At 65.8% G+C, this 20421-nt stretch carries 23 protein-coding genes; 7 read left to right on the plus strand and 16 right to left on the minus strand.

Features of this window, described 5'->3' with window-relative positions:
* Positions 1-13: 13 nt before the first annotated feature.
* Entirely contained in the window at positions 14-1504 is a 1491-nt protein-coding gene (locus tag A7X65_RS29190) for an HWE histidine kinase domain-containing protein (protein ID WP_063691759.1), read from the plus strand.
* On the opposite strand, the gene A7X65_RS29195 is transcribed toward A7X65_RS29190, so the two are convergent.
* Entirely contained in the window at positions 1501-1806 is a 306-nt protein-coding gene (locus A7X65_RS29195; RefSeq protein WP_245323928.1) for a hypothetical protein, read from the minus strand. The two genes, A7X65_RS29190 and A7X65_RS29195, sit on opposite strands and share 4 nt — an antisense overlap.
* Before the next feature lie 56 nt (positions 1807-1862).
* Between A7X65_RS29195 and A7X65_RS29200 the strand changes: the two genes are divergently transcribed.
* On the plus strand, positions 1863-2132 hold the full coding sequence (locus A7X65_RS29200; protein WP_063691764.1) for a hypothetical protein: 270 nt from the start codon (positions 1863-1865) through the stop codon (positions 2130-2132).
* 94 nt (positions 2133-2226) lie between these two features.
* Positions 2227-2460 carry a hypothetical protein gene (locus A7X65_RS29205; protein ID WP_063691767.1) on the plus strand — a complete coding sequence of 78 codons (234 nt, stop codon included), beginning with the start codon at positions 2227-2229 and terminating at the stop codon, positions 2458-2460.
* 93 nt (positions 2461-2553) lie between these two features.
* On the opposite strand, the gene A7X65_RS29210 is transcribed toward A7X65_RS29205, so the two are convergent.
* Both A7X65_RS29210 and A7X65_RS29215 read right to left on the minus strand, forming a co-directional pair.
* Entirely contained in the window at positions 2554-2763 is a 210-nt protein-coding gene (locus A7X65_RS29210; RefSeq protein WP_063691769.1) for a hypothetical protein, read from the minus strand.
* Between the two features lie 18 nt (positions 2764-2781).
* On the minus strand, positions 2782-3000 hold the full coding sequence (locus A7X65_RS29215) for a hypothetical protein (protein ID WP_063691772.1): 219 nt from the start codon (positions 2998-3000) through the stop codon (positions 2782-2784).
* Between the two features lie 115 nt (positions 3001-3115).
* Here A7X65_RS29215 and A7X65_RS29220 point away from each other — a divergent pair, with 115 nt between their 5' ends.
* A complete protein-coding gene (locus A7X65_RS29220; protein ID WP_063691774.1) occupies positions 3116-3310 on the plus strand; it encodes a DUF3072 domain-containing protein in 195 nt (64 codons plus the stop codon).
* Positions 3311-3396: 86 nt separating this feature from the next.
* Entirely contained in the window at positions 3397-3678 is a 282-nt protein-coding gene (locus A7X65_RS29225; RefSeq protein ID WP_063691777.1) for a DUF6496 domain-containing protein, read from the plus strand.
* Between the two features lie 12 nt (positions 3679-3690).
* Here the strand turns inward: A7X65_RS29225 and A7X65_RS29230 are convergent, their stop codons facing one another.
* Together A7X65_RS29230 and A7X65_RS29235 are read right to left on the minus strand one after the other, a co-directional pair.
* Positions 3691-4053 carry a hypothetical protein gene (locus A7X65_RS29230; protein ID WP_026312964.1) on the minus strand — a complete coding sequence of 121 codons (363 nt, stop codon included), beginning with the start codon at positions 4051-4053 and terminating at the stop codon, positions 3691-3693.
* Between the two features lie 244 nt (positions 4054-4297).
* Positions 4298-5854, minus strand: coding sequence for a Do family serine endopeptidase (locus tag A7X65_RS29235; RefSeq protein ID WP_063691780.1), 1557 nt, complete (start codon positions 5852-5854; stop codon positions 4298-4300).
* A 214-nt stretch (positions 5855-6068) separates the two neighbouring features.
* Between A7X65_RS29235 and A7X65_RS29240 the strand changes: the two genes are divergently transcribed.
* Positions 6069-6905: a universal stress protein gene (locus A7X65_RS29240; RefSeq protein WP_063691784.1), complete on the plus strand. Its 837-nt coding sequence runs from the start codon at positions 6069-6071 to the stop codon at positions 6903-6905.
* Between the two features lie 19 nt (positions 6906-6924).
* Here the strand turns inward: A7X65_RS29240 and A7X65_RS29245 are convergent, their stop codons facing one another.
* From A7X65_RS29245 to A7X65_RS29295, 11 genes are all read right to left on the minus strand, one after another.
* Positions 6925-7137, minus strand: a complete 213-nt coding sequence (locus A7X65_RS29245) for a hypothetical protein (RefSeq protein ID WP_063692594.1) — start codon at positions 7135-7137, stop codon at positions 6925-6927.
* Positions 7138-7310: 173 nt separating this feature from the next.
* A complete protein-coding gene (locus A7X65_RS29250) occupies positions 7311-9182 on the minus strand; it encodes a putative bifunctional diguanylate cyclase/phosphodiesterase (RefSeq protein ID WP_245323970.1) in 1872 nt (623 codons plus the stop codon).
* Positions 9183-9184: 2 nt separating this feature from the next.
* The gene (locus tag A7X65_RS29255) at positions 9185-10336 is read right to left on the minus strand and encodes an FIST signal transduction protein (RefSeq protein WP_063691790.1); all 1152 of its coding nucleotides are present in this window, start codon (positions 10334-10336) and stop codon (positions 9185-9187) included.
* 179 nt (positions 10337-10515) lie between these two features.
* On the minus strand, positions 10516-11253 hold the full coding sequence (rpe, locus tag A7X65_RS29260) for a ribulose-phosphate 3-epimerase (RefSeq protein ID WP_063691792.1): 738 nt from the start codon (positions 11251-11253) through the stop codon (positions 10516-10518).
* The gene (gene cbbX / locus A7X65_RS29265; protein WP_063691794.1) at positions 11250-12182 is read right to left on the minus strand and encodes a CbbX protein; all 933 of its coding nucleotides are present in this window, start codon (positions 12180-12182) and stop codon (positions 11250-11252) included. The genes rpe and cbbX overlap by 4 nt, the downstream gene beginning before the upstream one ends.
* A 98-nt stretch (positions 12183-12280) precedes the next feature.
* The gene (locus tag A7X65_RS29270; RefSeq protein ID WP_063691797.1) at positions 12281-12688 is read right to left on the minus strand and encodes a ribulose bisphosphate carboxylase small subunit; all 408 of its coding nucleotides are present in this window, start codon (positions 12686-12688) and stop codon (positions 12281-12283) included.
* Positions 12689-12699: 11 nt separating this feature from the next.
* Entirely contained in the window at positions 12700-14160 is a 1461-nt protein-coding gene (locus tag A7X65_RS29275) for a form I ribulose bisphosphate carboxylase large subunit (protein WP_063691799.1), read from the minus strand.
* A 38-nt stretch (positions 14161-14198) separates the two neighbouring features.
* Positions 14199-15284 carry a class II fructose-bisphosphate aldolase gene (gene fba / locus A7X65_RS29280; RefSeq protein ID WP_063691802.1) on the minus strand — a complete coding sequence of 362 codons (1086 nt, stop codon included), beginning with the start codon at positions 15282-15284 and terminating at the stop codon, positions 14199-14201.
* A gap of 14 nt (positions 15285-15298) precedes the next feature.
* A complete protein-coding gene (gene tkt, locus A7X65_RS29285) occupies positions 15299-17320 on the minus strand; it encodes a transketolase (RefSeq protein ID WP_063691805.1) in 2022 nt (673 codons plus the stop codon).
* 16 nt (positions 17321-17336) lie between these two features.
* A complete protein-coding gene (locus A7X65_RS29290; RefSeq protein ID WP_063691808.1) occupies positions 17337-18212 on the minus strand; it encodes a phosphoribulokinase in 876 nt (291 codons plus the stop codon).
* Positions 18213-18224: 12 nt separating this feature from the next.
* Positions 18225-19262: a class 1 fructose-bisphosphatase gene (locus A7X65_RS29295; RefSeq protein WP_063691810.1), complete on the minus strand. Its 1038-nt coding sequence runs from the start codon at positions 19260-19262 to the stop codon at positions 18225-18227.
* Between the two features lie 119 nt (positions 19263-19381).
* Between A7X65_RS29295 and A7X65_RS29300 the strand changes: the two genes are divergently transcribed.
* A complete protein-coding gene (locus A7X65_RS29300) occupies positions 19382-20359 on the plus strand; it encodes a LysR family transcriptional regulator (RefSeq protein ID WP_063691813.1) in 978 nt (325 codons plus the stop codon).
* Positions 20360-20421: the final 62 nt, after the last annotated feature.

A 20421-nucleotide genomic window follows, 5' to 3' on the forward strand; every position in this document is an offset into this window, starting at 1 on the left:
TTTGGATCCGCGAATGGACCACGAAAAGGTCAACATCCTCCTCGTCGACGACCAGCCGGCCAAGCTGCTCGCCTATGAGGTGATCTTGAAAGATCTCGGCGAGAACCTCGTGATCGCCTCGTCGGGGCGCGAGGCGCTCGAGGTGCTGCTCAAGACCGAGATTGCCGTCATCCTGGTCGACGTCTGCATGCCCGAACTCGACGGTTTCGAGCTCGCTGCCATGATCCGCGAGCATCCGCGCTTCCAGAAGACCGCGATGATCTTCATCTCGGCCATCCAGGTCAGCGACATCGACCGCTTGCGCGGCTACGAGATGGGCGCGGTCGACTACGTGCCGGTGCCCGTCGTTCCCGAGGTGTTGCGCGCCAAGGTCAAGGTGTTTGCCGAGCTCTACCGCAAGACCCGCGAGCTCGAGCGGTTGAACCAGGATCTGGAGGATCGCGTCCGCGCACGCACGGCGGAACTGGAGAACTCCACGGCAAAGCTGCGCGAGAGCGAAGAGCGGCGCAGCATGGCGATCGCCGCCGGCAAGATGGGTTCCTGGGACTGGGACTGGATCACCGGCGACTGGATGTGGGACGAGGGCCAGTATCGCATCTTCGGCGTCGGCCCGGAGAATTTCGAGGTCAACCCCGCCAACGTCCAGGCCCTGCTGCATCCCGACGACGTCGATCAGCTGCGCAAGGCCGTCGCCGAGTTCAACAAGGGCACGCGCGCCTATGAGGCGGAGTTCCGCATCATCAGGCCCGACGGCGATGTGCGCTGGTGTGTCGGCACGGCCGCCGCCACGGTCGACAATAGCGGCCGCGTGGTGCGCGTCAGCGGCGTCACCGTGGACATCACCGAACGGAAGCGCGCCGAGGAGCGGCAGAACCTGCTGGCGCGGGAAGTCGATCATCGCGCCAAGAACGCGCTGGCGCTGGCGCAATCGATCGTGCGCCTCACCCGCGCCGACGAGGTCAAGGCCTATGTCAACGCCGTCGAAGGGCGCATCAATGCGCTGGCGCGCGTGCACACGATCCTGTCGCTGTCGAGCTGGCAGGGCGCCGAGCTCTCCAAGCTGATCGACGAGGAACTCGCGCCCTATTCGCTCGGCGGCCAGATCAGATTGGCAGGTCCCGAGGTTCAGCTGGTGCCGGCGACGGCGCAGACGCTGGCGCTCGCGCTGCATGAGCTCTTCACCAACTCGGCCAAGTATGGCGCGCTCTCGACGCGGTCAGGCCGGCTCCTGATCGGCTGGCAGGTCGAGGACGACCACCTCACGCTGACATGGGAAGAGTCCGGAGGTCCGCTGGTGAGGACACCGAAGTCCCGCGGCTTCGGCACGCGGAGCCTGCTTGCGAGCGTGGAGTCCCAGCTCGGAGGCCAGGCGCAGTTCGATTGGCGCGCCGAGGGCCTGTTGTGCCGCCTTGAGGTGCCCTTGATCCGAAAGAGCGCGGCGACGAGCACGTCGGACAAATTCGAGGCCGCCGGCTCCGACGAGTTGCAGCGCGCATCCGGTTAGCCGGACGCGGCCGTCGTCATCTGCTGCAGCGATCGCGGCTCGCAAGCGACCCGCCCTTCGAGCCAGGCTTCCGTTCGCGCGAGATCACGTAGTGCCTTCGCATAACGGCGCGCGGCGCTGCGCTCGGCTCCGCGGGGCAGCTTGCGCGCCTTGCGCAACATGTCTGCGGCCGCATTCCGGTACGCCAGCGAACGGTAAAGATAGACGACCTTACCCATAGCGAATGTTCCCGTGTTGATGGCCTTCATCCTCGCAAGCCCGGCATGAACGTCGGATGAAGCCGTCGATGACAATTCCTTCATGCGAATGGAACCCGCGGCCACCATGCGCGTTGCATGTGCAATCGAGGGTTGGTTCCATGCGTGCGAACAAGACACCCAAGAAGCCGACGAGCCTGATCTCTGCCACTGGCGTCATCAAACTCGTCACGCATGCGATGATGGGCGCAGCTCTCGGGCTCGCATTCGGTCTCGCGCTCACCTTGTCCAATCCGGCGGTCGCCAATTTGCTCAATCACGGCGGAAGCCAGGCGATGCTGGTCTTCGCTCTCACATTGGTGACCACGTTCGCGATCGGTGCGACGCTCACGGGCCTCGTGTTCATCATCGACGAGGACAAGGAATCTTGAAGCGCGCGTGAATCGTGCGGGCGACTTTGTCGGGAACTCCCGTGACAAACGGCAGTTGGCTGCCTGCGTCAATTTAACCAGGGAGTTCCCGCGCATGAAGACGACCAAGCTCGCTCTCGCCGTGATGTTGGCAACCGGCCTTGCCGCCGCTCCGTTTGCCGCGCAGGCCAAGTCGCACAAGGCGAAACACGGATCCTCGATGTCATCATCGCAGACCACGGGCGCCAACACGAAAACCAAGAGCCCCGATGCTTCCGGTCAGGGCGGCTCCGGCCCCGGCTCCGATCAGGGCGGCACCATGACCAAGGGCACGGGCACCGCGAAGTGAGGCGCCACAATTGTCGAAGGCCCCGTATCTGCGGGGCCTTCGCGCTTTGGTGTCCGACACAATGCGTCTGACGTCACGTCGTCCACGCACGCGCTAGCCGCGTTGCGTAGCGGTGATGTTCAGCCCGCCGTTCGCGGAATTCATCTTCACGAGGTGATCGAGCTGCGCCCGCTTGCGCGTGATCAGCAGCTGGGCCGCAGCATCGTCGAGCCCCTCTCGCTGCAATTGGCGGATCGCGGAGCCCAGTTCGAGAATCTCGGCGCGCAGCTTCAGGATCCGGTACGTGTCCGGGTCTTCCTCCATGGCGCGCTCCCAAGGCTCTCAGCGGCGCGCGATCACGTGCGCCGGATCTACTTTCTTGAGGGGACGAAGCCGGACACGATCGCGGACATCCGGCAGCACATCGCTACCGCCGGCCGCCTTCCACTCGCCGATCAGCAGATTGATCTTCTGGCGCAGCTCCATCTGCGCCAGGGCCTTTTCCGTGCAGTCGCGATCGCGGTTGACGAGGTCGCGCACAGTCGCCTCGACGCCGGCCATCTCCAGCCGCAAGGCACTGATTTTACGTCGGATTTGATTAATTCTGTTGTCCATGTCTTGTTAGAACAAAATAAGAACATATAGTCAAGTCACGATTTCAGAACGGAGAGCGGACATGCAGGTTCAGGGTAAATACGACGCCAAGGCTTTTCTGATGGAGCAGATGACCCGGGCGCAAGGGTTGAAGCTGAAGCGGCTGAGCGAAGAGACGTATCAGCCCGCGCAATATGCGCGGGATCTGTCCTTTGCCGAAGCCGCGCGGCGTATCAAGGTGCTGGAGGCGGAGATCGAGCTTGCGAACTCCTTCTAGGCCGCGCGCACTTCCGCAGCTTTGCTGACGCAATTTCGGAACGATGCCTTTGTCGGGCGGTTTCTTCCGACGAAGGGAGAACATGCATGGCACGCAAGGCAAAGAAGCGCCGCTACTCGCGCAGCGCCGGCAGCGATGTCGAAAGCGAAATGCGCCGCTACAAGAAGGGGACCGCGAAGAGCGGCCGCGGTGGTCGCGGCGGACGCGTGAAGAGCCGCAAGCAGGCAATCGCCATCGGACTGTCCAAGGCCCGCAAGAAGGGCAAGAAGGTCCCGAAGAAGGCCTCCAAGCGGAAGACGGCGAAGAAGGCATCCAAGAAGAAGAAGACGACAAGGAAATCGTCGAAGCGCAAATCCAGCAAGCGGTGACGCCGACCGGCGTCAGATCATGCTGCCCGGCATGAAGCAGCGGATCGAAATCCCGAACGCCGTCTTCACCGGCCAGACCATCGTACGCCCGGCCCGGTTGGGTTCGGTGATGACGGCTTCATCCGGCACATCCACCCACTGACCGTCGAGACGCACGCGATAATGTCCGTCGTGCGACTCCCAATCGGGGTCGGAGACCGCAAAGCCGTCGGCGTCCGAGCAGCACGGGCCGAGATGGCTGCGCAGACTGTCGAACCACGGCTTGAGCGGCGAATCGGCGTAACGGCCGTCATCGCGCCCCAGGGCGCTTCCAGCCGACAGCACCAGGGGCGCCACGAGCAGCGCGCGTCTCAGCGAAAGCTTCAATCGATCCATGTCGGCACCGATCAAATGCGAACACCGGCCGGTTCCACGAAGCGGCCGGACGTTCGGAACTCCACCCCCTGCAGGTCATATATGAGTCCAAAGTCTGACGAGCGAACGCGGCTTTTTCGGACGAACCCGTCACCAATGCTGCCGTTGACGAGAATGTTATCGGCGGCCTTCGGCTATCTTCCAGACGCGCACGAAAAAGGCGGCCCGCAGGCCGCCTTTTGAATTGCTGTTGAAGACGAGAGACTTACGCGAGCGGCACGGCGACGAACCGGGTCGCATCGGCGTTCTTGACCTGGAGCAGCACGCTGTTTTTGCCGGACGATTTGGCCTGCGCCAATTCAGCGCGGACCTCACCGACATTGGCGACGGCCTTGCCGCCGACGTTGAGAATGACGTCGCCGGTCTGGATGCCGCGCTGCGCGGCCGGTCCTTGCGGGTCGACCTCGGTGACGACGACGCCCTTCTGGCCGGCGCCCTGCACCTCGGCGGCGGGCGCGAGGCTCAGTCCGAGACGCGGGGTGCCCGGCTGCGCCTTGCCCTCGTCGGCTTTACCGCCCTGGGCCTGCTTCTCGTTCGGCAACTCGCCGAGCGCCAGCGTCATCGTCTTGCTGGTGCCGTTGCGGTAGACGTCGAGCTTCACGGACGTGCCCGGCGCCAGCGTCGCAATGGTGCGGGCGAGATCGCGGGAGTCCTTGATCGCGGTGCCGTTGACGGCGGTGATGACGTCGCCCGCCGCAATGCCGGCCTTCGCCGCCGGGCTGCCGTCCTGCGGATTGTCGACGATCGCGCCGCGCGCTTCCTTCAGGCCGAGGCTGTCGGCGATCTCGGCGGTCACCGGCTGCACCTGCACGCCGAGCCAGCCGCGGATCACCGCACCCTTGTCCTTCAACTGCGCGACGACGAGCTTGGCGGTCGTCGCCGGGATGTCGAAGCCGATGCCGACCGAACCGCCCGACGGCGAGAAGATCGCGGTGTTCACGCCGATCACGTTGCCGTTCATGTCGAAGGCCGGACCGCCGGAATTGCCCTTGTTGATGGGGGCGTCGATCTGGATGAAGTCGTCATAGGGCCCGTTGCCGATGTCACGGCCGCTGGCCGAGACGATGCCGGCCGTCACGGTGCCGCCGAGGCCGAAGGGATTGCCGACCGCGACCACCCAGTCGCCGATGCGCGGCTTCTGCTCGGCGAACTTGACGAAGGGGAAGTCCTTCTTGCCGTCCACCTTGATCAGCGCGAGATCGGTCTTCGGATCGGTGCCGACCACCTTGGCGGTGTAGGTCGTGCCGTCGTCCATGGTGACCTGCACGGACTCGGCGTGATCGACGACGTGGTTGTTGGTCACGGCATAACCGTCAGGCGAGATGAAGAAGCCGGAGCCTTCGCCCGTGATCACCTGGTGACGCTGGCGCGGCATGCCGTTCATGCCACCGTTCCTGCCCTCCGGGAAGCGGAAGCCGAATTCGCGCGAGAACTGGTCGAGCGGCGAAGAATCCTCGTCCGAATCCATCCGGTTCTGCTGCAGCATCGCGCTCTTGTCGTTGTCCCGGTCGATCTTGACCCGCACCGAGATGACGGCGGGCTTGACCTTGGCGACGAGGTCGCCAAAGCCCGGCGGCGTCGAGGCGGCGGTTTCCGCAGCATGCGCGGGCGTGACCAGGGAGGTCATGCCGAAGGGCGAATAGCCGGGGGACGCGGCAAGCACGGCCACGCCAAGCGCGGCCACGGTGCCGAGCAGCGCAAGCCGGCGCGGCCTCAGGATTTTCCGGGACGTGGTGGTGTCGGAATTGACGCGATCGTTCATGTCGAAATGTCCATGTTGGGTCAGGTGTCGCCTTGCATCCAACATGGGCGTTCGCACCTTACGGCGTCCCGTCCACACGATTAAATCTTGGCAAAGTCCCGCGGCCGGCGGCCGCCGGCGAAAATCGCCAATGCAGATTTGATGCAGCTCAACGCGGTGCGTTCGGGCGATGAAAAACTGCGGCCACCGAACGATATCGATCGGAGGTAGCACCATGTACAAAGACATTCTCGTCCACATCCCGACCGAGCGGCCGATGCGCCCCGTGATCGACGGCGCTATCTCGCTTGCGAAGCACCTCAACGCCCACCTCGATGCGGTCGCGGCCGGCTATGTCGCAAGCAGCGCGGCCTACGTCCTGGACGGTGGCGCCGCCGTGGCGGCCGTGTTCGAGCTGGAGCGCGAGCGCGCCGTGGAGCGGGCCGAGGCCGCACTCGAAGTGTTCAAGAGCGAAGCCGCGCACGCCGGCATTTCCTACGCCTGCCATCCGCTCGGTGCGATTCCCGCGGATGCAGCCGGCGCGCTCGGCGAGATCGCGCGGCTGCACGACCTCAGCATCGTGCTCCAGCCTGACCCGGCGCAAGGCTCGTTCGACAACGACGTGCCCGGCGAGATCCTGTTCCAGGCCGGCGGCCCGGTGCTGTTCCTGCCCTATACCTTCCGCGGCCCGTTCAAGGCGCGGCGGATCGGTCTTTGCTGGGACGGCAGCCGCCTCGCCGCGCGCGCGGTGCGCGACGCAGCGCCATTCCTGGCACGGGCCGAAGAGATCGTGATCATCACGATCAACGAGGCCGACGCGGTCCCGGGCGAGGTGTCGGCAAGCCAGCTGGCGAGGCATCTCGGCCGGCGCGGGCTCACGCCGCGCAGGGTCGGCCTGTCAGCGGCGCGCTCCGAGATTCAGCCGACCATCCTGTCGCTGGCAGCCGACGAAGGCCTCGATCTGCTGGTGATGGGCGGTTACGGTCATGCGCGCTGGCAGGAGCGCTTCCTCGGCGGCGTGACCCGCGCCATGCTGGAGGCGATGACAGTGCCGACGCTGATGTCGCATTAGCGAAGACGGCCCGGCGCTCTCACGCCGCGACGGGCGCCTCCCATGCCGCGGGGGCGATCGCATCATCGCTACGTTGCGCATTGCAAGCGTCGAAATGCGCCTTCAGCGCGACCTCGGCGAGATGTTCGAAATGTTCGGCCTGGCCGAGGAGTTCCCAGTTCTGAAGCGGCCTGTAGGCCGCCTGCTGGCGACAGAGGGACGCCAGCGCCCGGTAGCGACGTACGTTCTCCATGAGACCCTCCCTCGCGTGCACAGGCTTAATGCCTTGATTTTGCGTCAGGCCGATGGCGGTTGTGCAAAACATTTGCTGCGGGCGCCACGCGGCCAGCATCGGTTAATTCTGGGGAAACGTCGACAGGCAATTTAGTTCCAGATGGCTGCGTGGAACTCCAGCCCCGGAAGGCGCTAAGCGTAGAGCCGGCGTTCCACGGCCACGCCGACCAGATCGAGATAGCGTTCAATCAGCTCGGGCCGGCCGACGAGATAGCCCTGCATCTCCTCGCAAGCCTCGTGCGCCAGGAAGGCACGCTGCGCCTCCGTCTCCACCCCTTCGGCGACGACAGGGATATTCAGCGCGTGGGCGAGACTCAGCACCGCACGAACGATCTCGGCCGATTGCGGCTTCGCCTCCAGATTGGAGATGAAGCTGCGGTCGATCTTGATCTTGTCGAACGGAAACGACTGCAGATAGGACAGCGAGGAGTAGCCGGTGCCGAAATCGTCCATCGCGATGCGGATGCCCAGCGCCTTCAGCCGCCGCAGCAGAGTCAGCGCCCGGGTGAAATCGCCGATCAGCACGCCCTCGGTGATCTCCACCTCGAGCCGTGTCGGCGAAAGGCCCGTCTCCAGCAGGATCTGGTGGATCGCGCGTTCGAGATCGCCGGCCTGGAACTGCACCGGCGACAGATTGACCGCGACCTGCAACGGCCGCGGCCAGGACGCCGCCTCGCGACAGGCTTCGCGCAGCACCCATTCGCCGATCTCGATGATCAGCCCGGTCTCCTCGGCGAGCGGAATGAACTGGTCCGGCGGCACGAAGCCCCGCGTCGGATGGTTCCAGCGCAACAGCGCCTCGAAGCCGATCACTTCGCCGTCCATCCGCGCCTGCGGCTGGAAATAGACCAGGAGCTGGTTCTGCTCCAGCGCCTGCCGCAGATCGTGCTGCAACAGCCTGCGGTCGCGCAGCTCCTGGTCCATCTTGGACTCGAAGAAGCAGACCCTGCCCCTGCCCTCGCGCTTGGCGCGATACAGCGCGGAATCCGCATTGGCGAGCAGCGTCGCAGCATCCACCCCGTCGTCGGGATAGACGGCGATACCGACGCTGACGCCCACCTGGGAGAGATAGTCGTCGATCTCGAGCTCCTTGCCGATCACTTCGACCAGGCGCTCGGCGAGCGTGAGCACGTCCTCGCGCCTGGCGTCCTCGGGCATCAGGATCATGAACTCGTCGCCGCCGATGCGGGCGACGAAGGCGTCGTCGGCTTCGGCAGCAATGCGCTCCGCTGCGGCCCGCATCAGCATGTCGCCGACGGGATGGCCGAAGACGTCGTTGACCTCCTTGAAGCGATCGAGATCGAGGCTGAGCACCGCAAAGCTGGTCGAGCCCTCCTGCGCCCGCTCCAGCCGCTCGTCCAGCGCCGCGTTGAAGGCGCTGCGGTTCGGCAGGTCGGTCAATGCATCATGGTGAGCCAGATGGCTGATCCGCGCCTCGTTGGTGATCCGCTCGGTGACATCCTCGATGACGCCGACGAGATATTGCGGCGCGCCGCTGCCGTCGCGAACCAGCAGCTTGCGCGAGTTGACCAGGCGGTCGTGGCCCTTGACGCCGATCTCGAGCGAATGCCCCTCCAGCACCATGGGGGTGCCGCTGTCGACCACGCGGCGGTCCTGCTCGCTGACGACGCGGGCGACCTCCCGCGAAAAGATCTGCTCCGGCGTCTTGCCCAGCATCTCCTCGCGCGGCATGCCGTAATACTCTTCGCCGGCGCGGTTGAGCAGGATATAGCGGGAGTCCCTCGCGTCCTTGGCGAAGACCGCGATCGGAATGTTCTCGATGATGCTGTCGAGGAATTCGCGCGCCCGGAGCAGATCCTGCTCGGCGCGCTTGTGCGTCTGCTCGAGTTCCTCGATCATCAGCTTGATCGCGCGGTCGGTGCGGCGGCGATCGCGATCGCTCTCCTCGTAGGCCGCGCTGACGAGCTCGCCGAGCCTGGTCAGATCGACCTGCCCGGCTTCGTCGGTCGCCTGGCGAATCTGTCTTGCCAGCAGGCGATGCATGCTCACGCGGCTGCCTCCGCAATCATGGTCACCGTCATGGTCTGGTTGTGCAGCTCGCAGCGGCCGGACGCGACCGGCGGAGCAATCTCGCCATAGGAGTAGAAGCCGATGCGGACGACGTCGTCGCCGAGCTCGGCAGCGACCGCGTCCAGCTCATCCTGCGTGCGTTGCCCCATCACCCTGCGGCGGCCGGTGCAGCTGACCAGGATCGCGAGCTTGTCGCCTTCAACCGCGTCAGGGAGCGCGGTGCGTGCCTGCCTGCCCGCCTCGCCGGCGCCGGCGGCGAGACTGTCGAAATTCGCGCGCATCAGCTGCGCCGTGCACCCTTGCGGAATGTCGGCCGCGAAAGTCAGCGTGCGGGCGTTGCGATCCACTGCGAAGACGGAGCGCACGATCTGCCGATCCGGCGCGGCCTCGTCGTGAATGCGCAAGGGAAAGGCGAGACCCGAGCCCGGCATCGCCGCGGCTTCCTCCTCGCCGAGATAGCGCGTGTAGAGATCGAGCGGCGGCTCGCCGTCCAGCTCGACCACCACGGGGCCGTCCGACTTCGTCACCTTGCGGCGAGGGCCGAACACGTCCCAACCGCCGGCACAGCCATGCGCGAAGCGGAAGGACGCGCCATAGAAACCGATCGCAGCGATGCGGTTCGGCAATGCCTCGCCATCAGCGCCAACCAATGTCTGCTCGAGCTTGGTGCCGTCGCCCGCCAGCCCGCCTGTCACCAGCACGTCCGGTCCCAGCACGTCGCTGATCCCGGCGATCAACTCGTTGCCGTTCGCGTTCAATCCATCGGAGAGCACGAACACGCCCGCAAGATCAGGCGCCGCCAACTGGCGGGCGAAACGCACGCCGCAGGCCCGCGAGGCGGTGCGGGATTCGATCGTCTCGTTCACGACCCGCACTTGCGTGCGCGCGAAATGCAGGGCGACTGCGACGATCACGTCATCGGCGATGTCGTCGCCATGGATCTGGCCGCCGGTGCTGCAGCCGACGATGTGGCTTTCGGGATGAAGACCGCGCAGCTCGCGATAACGCGCGCCGTCCGCCAGCGCCTCCCGGCCGCCGAAATAGAGCACAAGCTGGGCGGGCTCGCGCAGGGCATCCGCTCCGCGCCAGCCATGGGCCGCATTCCAGTGAAGATATTGAATGTGCATCCCACGCGTCTCCGCGGCACTTGAACCACAGATTGTGACGCAGCGCATTGCGCCGGTGTTAATCGAGGCGCGGCTTCGCGACCGTTGGTTACCCCGGCATGAAGGTGACGGCGAATTCGCGATCAATTCCCCGTAGCGGCCCGGAGAAATCTCGCGGGCGCGTACCGCGCCTCCGTAATCTACCGGAGGCGCGCGGTCTCGCCGCCGCGCAGCGCATGCACGGAACTATCCTGCAATTTTGGAACCCGCCCCGCCTCCGCCGCGACGCGGATCGCCGCGATGTTCCCGGCATAGTCGGCACTGCTCTTGCCGCGGAACACGGCGGAACCCGCCACCAGCGTATCGACACCGGCGGCGGCGACCGCGGCAGCATTGTCGCGCGTGATACCGCCATCGACCTCGAGCCGGATTGGCCGGTCGCCGATCACGCCGCGAATGCGCCGGATTTTTTCGAGCTGGGATTCGATGAAGGCCTGGCCGCCGAAGCCCGGATTGACCGTCATCACCAGCACGAGGTCGAGACGATCGAGCACATAGTCGATCGTGCTCTCCGGTGTGGAAGGACACAGGCTGACGCCGGCCTTCTTGCCGAGCGCACGGATCGCTTGAAGTGACCGATCGAGGTGCGGCCCCGCTTCGGCATGGACCGTGATGACGTCAGCGCCCGCCTTCGCGAACGCCTCGAGATAGGGATCGACCGGCGCGATCATGAGATGCACGTCGAAGACCTTCTTCGTCAGCGGCCGGATCGCCTTGATCACGTCGGCGCCAAAGCTGATGTTCGGGACGAAATGTCCGTCCATGACGTCGCAATGGATCCAGTCCGCGCCGGCCGCGTCGATCGCCGCGATCTCCTCGCCGAGACGCGCGAAATCCGCAGCCAGGATCGAGGGGGCGATGAGGATTTCGCGCGTCATGGCTTTGCGCTCCGTGCGTCGGCACCGCCGCTGAAGACGCGGCTTGCGAGGACATCGGCGGGGTCGATGGTTTCGAGATCGGCGACATCGAGCATGCGGTCGAGATCTGAGACCAGGCGATCGGCCTGCCGCAGACGGATTCGGTCCACGGCGTTGCGGATCGAGCGCGCGTTGGAGAAGAACGGTTGGGTGCGGCGGAGCGCAATATATTTCTCGAACGCCTCGCGCGCGGCCGCCGGGAGGCGATAGCCCCGCTCCTTCAGCATCAGCTCGGCGATGACGAGCAACTCGGCTTCCGCATAATCGGGAAACTCGATGTGGTGAGCGATGCGCGAACGGAATCCGGGATTGGATGCAAAGAAGCTCGTCATCCGCTCGCCATAGCCTGCGAGGATCACGACCAGATCCTCGCGCTGGTTTTCCATCACCTGGAGCAGGATCTCGATCGATTCCTGGCCGTAGTCGCGCTCGTTGTCCGGGCGATGCAGATAATAGGCCTCGTCGATGAACAGCACGCCGCCCATCGCCTTCTTCAGGATCTCCTTCGTCTTCGGCGCGGTGTGGCCGATATATTGGCCGACGAGATCGTCACGCGTCACCGAGATCACCTGCCCGCGCCGCACGAAGCCGAGCCCGTGCAGGATCTTGGCCATGCGCAGCGCCACCGTGGTCTTGCCGGTGCCGGGATTTCCGGTGAACGACATGTGCAACGTCGGCGGCGCCGCGGCGAGGCCTGCGCGTTGGCGGATGCGCTCGATCAGCAGCAGCGAGGCGATCTGGCGCACGCGGTTCTTCACCGGCTTGAGCCCGATCAGCTCCTGGTCGAGCTGTTGCAGCGTCTCGGTTATACCGGCCGCCTCGGCCTCCTTGCGGAGATCGAACTGGGTCTCGCCTGGTTCGGCCGTGGTTGCGTGGGGGACATCCAGCATGGGTACCTCGAAGAAAAGAGCTTCGCCGCGGGGAAGCGGCGAAGCAGTGGTCCGCCAAGGAAACGGAGCAGGGAGTGCTCCGCGCGGAGGGAGAACCGTTATTGCGTGGCGTGCGCGGCGGGCTTCCGCACCGTGGTGTAGCGGATCGCGCGGCCGCCCACCTCCTGCCGGACCAGCTCGAATTCCGCTTCCTGCGGCGACCGGTTGACGAGGAAGGAGATCCGCACCGATTCCCAGCCATGGCTGGAATCGAAGCCGCTGATGCGGATGTAGCGGTCGCCGTACACCCTGCGGCACTCGGCGAGCTCCATCATCACGCCGGCGGCGTCCTGGAGGTCGAACATCGGCAGCCCCCACATCTCCCAATAAGTGTTGCGGGGATGCGGATCGTCGGTGAACTCGATGTTCACCGCCCAGCCATTGGCGAGGCAGTATTGCACCTGCTTGGTGATCTGGTCGTCGGTGAGATCAGGCAGGAACGAGAAGCAGCCCTGGGTCAATTTCATCTCAAAACTCCTCAGACGGTTTCCAGCGCCGTCGGCACGAAGTCCGGCGTGTCGGTGGATTGATAGTTGAAGGTGACATCCTTCCAGACATCGAGCGCGGACTTCAGCGGCGTGCAGGTCTGCGCGGCCTTGGCCAGGATCTCCGGGCCTTCGTGGACGTAGTCGCGGCCCTCGTTGCGAGCGAGGATCATCGCTTCCAGCGCCACGCGGTTGGCAATCGCGCCGGCCGCGATCCCCATGGGATGACCGATGGTGCCGCCGCCGAACTGCAGCACGACGTCCTCGCCGAGCAGGTCGAGCAGCTGGTGCATCTGGCCGGCATGGATGCCTCCCGAGGCGACCGGCATCATCTTGTTCAGGCTCGCCCAGGACTGGTCGAAGAAGATGCCGTGTTCGAGCCTGGTCGGGTTGAACTCCTCGCGGCAGACATCGTAGTAGCCGCGCGTGGTGTTGGGGTCGCCTTCGAGCTTGCCGACCACCGTGCCGGCATGGATGTGGTCGACGCCCGCGAGCCGCATCCATTTGGCGATGACGCGGAACGACACGCCGTGGCTCTTCTGCCGCGTGTAGGTCGAGTGACCGGCGCGATGCAGATGCAGGATCATGTCGTTGCGCCGCGCCCATTTGGCCATCGACTGGATCGCGGTGTAGCCGATCACGAGATCGATCATGACGATGCATGATCCGAGCTCCTTGGCGAACTCCGCGCGCTCGTACATGTCCTCCATCGTCCCCGCGGTGACGTTGAGGTACGTCCCCTTCACCTCGCCAGAGGCGGCCTGCGCGCGGTTCACCGCCTCCATGCAATAGAGGAAGCGGTCGCGCCAGTGCATGAAGGGCTGCGAGTTGATGTTTTCGTCGTCCTTGGTGAAGTCGAGCCCGCCCTTCAGCGCCTCGTAGACGACGCGGCCGTAGTTGCGGCCGGAAAGCCCGAGCTTCGGCTTGACGGTCGCACCGAGCAGCGGCCGGCCGAACTTGTCGAGCCGTTCGCGCTCGACCACGATGCCGGTCGCCGGCCCCTGGAACGTCTTCACATAGGCGACCGGGAAGCGCATGTCTTCCAGGCGTAGCGCCTTGAGCGGCTTGAAGCCGAACACGTTGCCGATGATCGACGCGGAGAGGTTGGCGATCGAGCCCGGCTCGAACAGGTCGAGATCGTAGGCGATGTAGGCGAAATACGAGCCCGGCGTGCCCGGCACCGGATCGACGCGATAGCATTTTGCGCGGTATTTCTCGGCCGCTGTCAGGCGGTCAGTCCACACCACGGTCCAGGTCGCGGTCGAGGATTCGCCCGCAACAGCGGCGGATGCCTCGATCGGATCGACGCCCTCCTGCGGCGTGACGCGGAACAGCGCGATGACGTCGGTGTCCTTCGGCGTGTAGTCGGGCTCCCAATAGCCCATGCGCTTGTATTCCATCACGCCCGAGCGATAACGCTCCTTGCCGCGGACAGTGCCGGTATGAACGTTCATGTCTCTCTCCTGTTCTTTTCTCTGCTCTTCCTGATTGACTAGGCCGCCACGGGCTCGCGGGCGCCGATGCGCGGGTCCAATTCGCCGGCGCGGTACCGCCGCGCCATCTCGCTCATTGGAATGACCTTGATCCTGCTGGCATGACCCGCGGTGCCGAACTGCTCGAAGCGATCGCGACAGAGCTCACGCATCGCGTCCATCGCGGGCTTGAGGAACTTGCGCGGATCGAACTCGGAGCGCGTCTGCGCGGCGACTTTCCGGAACACCGCGGTCATCGCGAGGCGGCAGTCGGTGTCGATATTGACCTTGCGCACCCCGCTCTTGATGCCGCGCACGATCTCCTCGACCGGCACACCCCAGGTCTGCGGCATCTCGCCGCCGAACTGGTTGAACATGTCCTGCAGCGGCTGCGGCACCGAGGAGGAACCGTGCATGACCAGATGCGTGTTCGGCAGCCGGCGATGGATCTCCTCGACCACCCGCATCGCCAGGATGTCGCCATCAGGCTTGCGGCTGAACTTGTAGGCGCCGTGCGAGGTGCCCATCGCGATCGCCAGCGCATCGACCTTCGTCGCGCGGACGAAATCGACGGCCTGGTCCGGATCGGTCAGCAACTGGTCGTGGCTGACCTTGCCCTCGACGCCGTGACCGTCCTCCTGCTCGCCGCCGCCATGCTCGAGCGAGCCGAGCACGCCGAGCTCGCCTTCGACGGAGGCACCGGTCCAATGGGCGAGATCGACGACACGGCGGGTGATCGCGACGTTGTAGTCGTAATCGGCCGCCGTCTTGGCGTCGGCCTTGAGCGAGCCGTCCATCATCACCGAAGTGAAGCCATGGGCGATGGCGGAGGCGCAGGTCGCCTCGTCATTGCCGTGGTCCTGGTGCATGCAGAGCGGGATGTCCGGATAGGTCCGCTCCAGCGCGTCGATCATGTGCGAGAGCATGAGATCGCCGGCATAGCTGCGCGCGCCGCGCGAGGCCTGGATGATGACGGGCGCGTCGACCTCGGCCGCGGCCTGCATGATCGCGATACCCTGCTCCATGTTGTTGATGTTGAACGCCGGCACGGCATAACCGTGGCTGGCGGCGTGATCGAGCAGTTGGCGAAGGGTGATACGTGCCACGTCAATTCCTCCTGTTATTGCTTGCGCGCGCGGGCGATTGCCCTGCGAGCGGCCTCGGCCACGCTTTGCGACGTGATGCCGAATTCGCGGTAGAGCACCGGCGCCGGCGCCGAAGCGCCGAAGCCACGCATGCCGACGAATTCACCGTCGGCGCCGATCCAGCGATGCCAGTCGCCGGCGACGGCCGCCTCGACGCCGACGCGCGGCGCGGTGCCGAGCACGGCGGCGCGGTAGTCGTCCGGCTGCTCCTCGAACAGCGCGAAGCACGGTGCGGAGACCACGGCCGCACGGACGTGCTCGGTCGCGAGCAGGCGGGCGGCTTCCAGCGCGATCGAGACCTCCGAGCCGGTCGCCATCAGCGTGACGTCACGGCCGCCGTCGGGCGAGACGATGAGATAGGCGCCGCGCGCGACGCGGTTCCGGCCGCGGGCATCGCTGCGGAAGGTCGGCAGCGCCTGCCGTGACAGGCACAGCACCGAGGGGCGATCCTCCGCTTCCAGCGCGCAGTCCCAGGCTTCAAGCGTCTCGACCGCGTCGGCGGGACGAAACACCAGGAGGTTCGGAATGACCCGCAGCGCCGCAAGATGCTCGACCGGCTGGTGCGTCGGGCCGTCCTCGCCGAGACCGATGGAATCGTGCGTCATCACATGGATGACGCGCAGCCGCATCAGGGCCGCAAGGCGGATCGCGGGCCGGCTATAGTCGGAGAACGCGAGGAAGGTGCCGCCATAGGGGAGGAAGCCGCCGTGCAGCGCGAGGCCGTTCATCGCAGCCGCCATGCCGTGCTCGCGAATGCCGTAATGGATGTAGTCGCCGGCGAAGGCACCGCTCTTGACCGGCGCCTGCGCCTTGGCATGCGTCAGATTCGAATGGGTCAGGTCCGCCGAGCCCCCGACCAGGCCGGGAATCGTTCCCGCGATGGCATCGAGCACCTGTTGCGAGGCCTGCCGCGTCGCGAGCTTCGGACGCTCGCTGGCAAAGCGCTCGCGCAGTTTCGCCGCTGCCAGCGCATAGGCGGCCGGCAGAGCAACGGCCTTGCCCTCGACGAACATATCGCGCTGCTCCGGCGTCGCGTCTTCGTAGCGATCGAGCCAGGCGAGACGATCGACCTGTCCACGCTGCCCGATCATCCGCCACGCCTTCGCGACGGGGATCGGCACCACGAAGGGCTGATAGTCCCAACCGAGCGCGCGGCGCGCGGCGGCGGTCTGTTCAGTGCCGAGCGGCGCGCCATGCGCCTTCTCGGTGCCCTGCCTGTCAGGCGCGCCATAGCCGATGATGGTGCGGCAGGCGATCAAAGACGGCCTCGCGGTCTCGCGCTCCTCCGCAATCGCCTGAGCGACGGCTTCGGGATCATGCCCGTCGACGCGGCGCACCGACCAGCCGGAGGCGGCGAAGCGCGCGAGCTGGTCGTCCGATGTCGCAAGCGACGTCGGGCCGTCGATGGAGATGCCGTTGTCGTCGAAGAGCACGATCAGGCGGCCGAGCCCGAGATGGCCGGCGAGCGAGATCGCCTCCTGGCTGATGCCTTCCATCAGGCAGCCGTCGCCGGCGATGACATAGGTGAAGTGATCGACGAGCCCGTCGCCATGCCGCGCATTGGCCATGCGCTCGGCGAGCGCCATGCCGACAGCGGTCGCGATCCCCTGCCCCAGCGGTCCCGTCGTGGTCTCGACGCCGGGCGTATGACCATACTCAGGATGGCCCGGCGTTCTGGAGCCCCACTGCCGGAAGGCCTTGATGTCGTCGAGGCTGACATCGCCGCCGGTGAGATGCAGCAGCGCATAGAGCAGCATCGAGCCGTGCCCCGCCGAGAGCACGAAGCGGTCGCGGTCCGGCCAGTTGGGATGCGCCGAGTCGAACTTCAGGAAACGCGAGAACAGCACGGTTGCGACGTCGGCCATGCCCATCGGCAGGCCGGGATGACCGGACTGCGAGGTCTCGATGGCGTCGACTGCGAGGAAGCGGACCGCATTGGCGAGATCGCTGTGCGCGACGGCATAGAGGTCGGCTTCGGCGTGGACGGAGATGTTCATCAGGGTCTCTCCTCGTTCACTTCAAGCTGCGCTTGCGCTCGATGAGCTGCATGATCAGCGGCGTCAGGATCAGTTGCATGGCGAGATCGAGCTTCGCTCCGGGGCACACGATCGAGTTCGCGCGCGACATCCAGCTCTGCGGCAGCATCGAGAGCAGGTAAGGGAAGTCGATGCCGCGTGGATTCTTGAAGCGGATCACGACCATCGATTCGTCCGGCGTCGGGATCCAGCGCGCGATGAACGGATTGGAAGTGTCCACCGTCGGCACGCGCTGGAAGTTGATGTCGGTCTCCGTGAATTGCGGGCAGATGTAGTGGATGTAGTCGGGCATCCGCCGCAGAATGGTGTCGGTGACGGCCTCGGTCGAATAGCCCCGCGCGCTGCGGTCGCGGTGCAGCTTCTGGATCCATTCGAGATTGATGACCGGCACGACGCCGATCTTGAGGTCCGCATAGCGCGCGACGTTGACCTTGTCGGTGACGACGGCGCCGTGCAGGCCCTCGTAGAACAGCAGGTCGGAGTTCTCCGGCAACTGCTTCCAATCGGTGAAGGTCCCGGGCGCGGCGCCGTGCAGCGCGGATTCCTCGGCGTCGTGGACGTAGTGCCGCGTCACCGCGGAGCCGGTCTCGCCGTAGTCGCGGAAGGCGCGCTCCAGCTCCTCGAACAGATTGGTCTCGGGGCTGAAATGGCTGAAATGCTTGTTGCCGCGCTCGGCCTCCTTCGCCATCTGCGTGCGCATCTCGGCACGGTCGTAGCGATGGAAGGCGTCGCCCTCGATGTAGGCGGCGTTGACCTTCTCGCGGAAGAAGATCTGCTCGAACGTCTTCTTGACCGAAGTGGTGCCGGCGCCGGAGGAGCCGGTGATGGAGATGATGGGATGCTTCCTGGACATGGGACGCCTCGCTCAGAGCCGGAAGAATCCGCGCCGCGCGAACAGCGGCGCGGAGACGCTGGCGACCAGCAGCGGGTCGCAGTGCAATTCCTCGACCCGCCGCACCTCGTTGCTCGAGCCCATGATCAGCGGCACGCGCTGGTGCAGGCTCTGCGCGGAGAGGTCGAGGATGCGCTCGCGCCCGGTCGAGGCCGAGCCGCCGGCCTGCTCGATGATCATCGCCATCGGGTGGGCCTCGTAGACGAGGCGCAGGCGGCCGTCGCCATAGCCGGGGCGCGCGTCCGACGGATAGAGGAACACGCCGCCGCGGGTGAGGATGCGATAGGCCTCCGCGACCAGCGAGCCGATCCAGCGCATGTTGAAATTGTGGTTGGCGGGCCCTTCGACGCCGGCGAGGCATTCGTCGACGAAGGCGCGCACCGGCTGCTCCCAGTGCCGGCGGTTCGACGCGTTGATGGCGAACTCCTCGCAGGCCTCGGAGATCTGCACGCCGCTGCGCGCGAGGCGGAAGCAGCCGGCCTTGCGGTCGAGCGTGAAGATGTCGACGCCGTCGCCGAGCGTCAGCACCAGCGAGGTCTGCGGCCCGTAGGTGACGAAGCCTGCCGCGAGCTGCACTGATCCGCGCTGGTGGAAGGCGAGCGCGGGATCGTCGGGCGCGGGCAGGATCGAGAAGATCGTCCCGACCGTCATGTTGATGTCGATGTTGGAGGAGCCGTCGAGCGGATCGATCGCCACGCAGACCTTTGCCGCGCGGTCGCCGATCTGGGGCTCGCGCATCTCCTCCGACGCCAGCGCCGCGACCGGCAGCCGGCTGAGGCAACGGCGCAGGATCGCGTCGGCCTGGACGTCGAGATCGCGCTGGACGTCGCCGTCGCTGTTGCGGCCCGTGGTCAGGCCCGAGGCGTCCGCGAGATCGCCGGTGGCGATGAGGTCGGCGATTTCGACCGCCGCCGCCGCGATGGCATCGACTGCGGCCGCCACCGCCAGCGCGCGGGGTGCGGTCTCTGAATACCGTTGAAGGTGGTCGTCCAGCCTGAGTTGCCCGGTCATCTGCGTCCATCCCCTGGGCCGGCGCCGCATCCATTGCCCTCCAGGTGGAGGTCGGTGCGGTCAGTCCCGGCATCAGGAGATTGACAGGGGCGACTTAATAAGGAAAATTTCTAATCATAATGAGCGCCAAAGAATTTTCTTATAATGGCTCCGGCCATGCGGCGGTCCAGCTCCGGCATCTGACGATCCGGCAGCTTCGCTCGCTTGCGGCGCTCTCGGCCAAGGGCAGCGTGACGGCGGCCTCCGGCCATCTCGGCCTGACGCAGCCGGCCGTGACCCAGCAACTCCGGCAGCTTCAGGACCTCGCCGGCCTGCCGCTGGTGCAGCGGACCGGCGACGGCATGCTGCTCACCGAGGCAGGCAAGGAAGTGCTGGCGCTTGCCGAGCGCGTCGAGGCCGCGATCACGGACTGCCAGGGCGCGCTCGACCTGCTCGCGGGGCGCACCGGCGGCACGGTGCATCTCGGCGCGGTCTCCACTGCGAAATATTTCGTGCCGCATGCGATCGCGGCGTTCTCGAAGCGGCATCCCAAGATCGAGATCAAGCTCACCATCGGCAATCGCGAGGAGATCCGCGAGGCCATGCACGGCTACGATCTCGATTTCGCGGTGATGGGTCGGCCGCCGGCCGACGTCAGCGTCGACGTCCGACAGCTCGGGCGCAATCCGCACGTCATCGTCGCGCGCAAGGGGCACTGGCTGGAGAAGGATTCCGGCCTCAGCCTGACCGACCTCGTGCACGAGACCTTCCTCACCCGCGAGCCCGGCTCGGGCACGCGCACGCTGATGGAGGGCATGTTCCAGAGGTCGGACCTCGAGCCGATCATCGGCATGGAGATGAGCAGCAACGAGACCATCAAGCAGGCGGTGATCGCCGGGCTCGGCATCGCCTTCATCTCGGCCCACACGGTCGCGCATGAACTCGCGGAGGGCCGGCTGATCGTGCTCGACGTCGCCGGCCTGCCGATCGTCCGGCAATGGTACGTGATCCGCCGCAGCGACAAGGTGCTGCTGCCGCCGGCGCAGGCGATGTTCGATTTTCTGGGATCGGAAGGGTCGAATTATCTGCCCGACGTGCCCGAGTTCGGCGGGCGGTAGGCAGCCGGCGCTCAGGCCATCAGCTTCATCGCGATCGTCGCCGCCAGAATGACGATGATCTG

Source organism: Bradyrhizobium stylosanthis (assembly GCF_001641335.1).
In the GTDB taxonomy this organism is placed as follows: domain Bacteria; phylum Pseudomonadota; class Alphaproteobacteria; order Rhizobiales; family Xanthobacteraceae; genus Bradyrhizobium; species Bradyrhizobium stylosanthis.

Bases quoted from the DNA above. Each gene is read 5' to 3' on its own strand.
- A7X65_RS29240 (WP_063691784.1), top strand. From the start codon at position 6,069: ATGTACAAAGACATTCTCGTCCACATCCCGACCGAGCGGCCGATGCGC.
- A7X65_RS29295 (WP_063691810.1), bottom strand. From the start codon at position 19,262: ATGACCGGGCAACTCAGGCTGGACGACCACCTTCAACGGTATTCAGAG.
- A7X65_RS29210 (WP_063691769.1), bottom strand. From the start codon at position 2,763: ATGGAGGAAGACCCGGACACGTACCGGATCCTGAAGCTGCGCGCCGAG.
- A7X65_RS29195 (WP_245323928.1), bottom strand. From the start codon at position 1,806: ATGAAGGAATTGTCATCGACGGCTTCATCCGACGTTCATGCCGGGCTT.
- tkt (WP_063691805.1), bottom strand. From the start codon at position 17,320: ATGAACATCTCCGTCCACGCCGAAGCCGACCTCTATGCCGTCGCGCAC.
- A7X65_RS29270 (WP_063691797.1), bottom strand. From the start codon at position 12,688: ATGAAATTGACCCAGGGCTGCTTCTCGTTCCTGCCTGATCTCACCGAC.
- A7X65_RS29200 (WP_063691764.1), top strand. From the start codon at position 1,863: ATGCGTGCGAACAAGACACCCAAGAAGCCGACGAGCCTGATCTCTGCC.
- A7X65_RS29300 (WP_063691813.1), top strand. From the start codon at position 19,382: ATGAGCGCCAAAGAATTTTCTTATAATGGCTCCGGCCATGCGGCGGTC.
- A7X65_RS29245 (WP_063692594.1), bottom strand. From the start codon at position 7,137: ATGGAGAACGTACGTCGCTACCGGGCGCTGGCGTCCCTCTGTCGCCAG.
- A7X65_RS29190 (WP_063691759.1), top strand. From the start codon at position 14: ATGGACCACGAAAAGGTCAACATCCTCCTCGTCGACGACCAGCCGGCC.
- cbbX (WP_063691794.1), bottom strand. From the start codon at position 12,182: ATGCTGGATGTCCCCCACGCAACCACGGCCGAACCAGGCGAGACCCAG.
- rpe (WP_063691792.1), bottom strand. From the start codon at position 11,253: ATGACGCGCGAAATCCTCATCGCCCCCTCGATCCTGGCTGCGGATTTC.
- A7X65_RS29230 (WP_026312964.1), bottom strand. From the start codon at position 4,053: ATGGATCGATTGAAGCTTTCGCTGAGACGCGCGCTGCTCGTGGCGCCC.
- A7X65_RS29205 (WP_063691767.1), top strand. From the start codon at position 2,227: ATGAAGACGACCAAGCTCGCTCTCGCCGTGATGTTGGCAACCGGCCTT.
- A7X65_RS29215 (WP_063691772.1), bottom strand. From the start codon at position 3,000: ATGGCCGGCGTCGAGGCGACTGTGCGCGACCTCGTCAACCGCGATCGC.
- A7X65_RS29250 (WP_245323970.1), bottom strand. From the start codon at position 9,182: ATGCATCGCCTGCTGGCAAGACAGATTCGCCAGGCGACCGACGAAGCC.
- A7X65_RS29220 (WP_063691774.1), top strand. From the start codon at position 3,116: ATGCAGGTTCAGGGTAAATACGACGCCAAGGCTTTTCTGATGGAGCAG.
- A7X65_RS29275 (WP_063691799.1), bottom strand. From the start codon at position 14,160: ATGAACGTTCATACCGGCACTGTCCGCGGCAAGGAGCGTTATCGCTCG.
- A7X65_RS29290 (WP_063691808.1), bottom strand. From the start codon at position 18,212: ATGTCCAGGAAGCATCCCATCATCTCCATCACCGGCTCCTCCGGCGCC.
- A7X65_RS29225 (WP_063691777.1), top strand. From the start codon at position 3,397: ATGGCACGCAAGGCAAAGAAGCGCCGCTACTCGCGCAGCGCCGGCAGC.
- A7X65_RS29235 (WP_063691780.1), bottom strand. From the start codon at position 5,854: ATGAACGATCGCGTCAATTCCGACACCACCACGTCCCGGAAAATCCTG.
- A7X65_RS29255 (WP_063691790.1), bottom strand. From the start codon at position 10,336: ATGCACATTCAATATCTTCACTGGAATGCGGCCCATGGCTGGCGCGGA.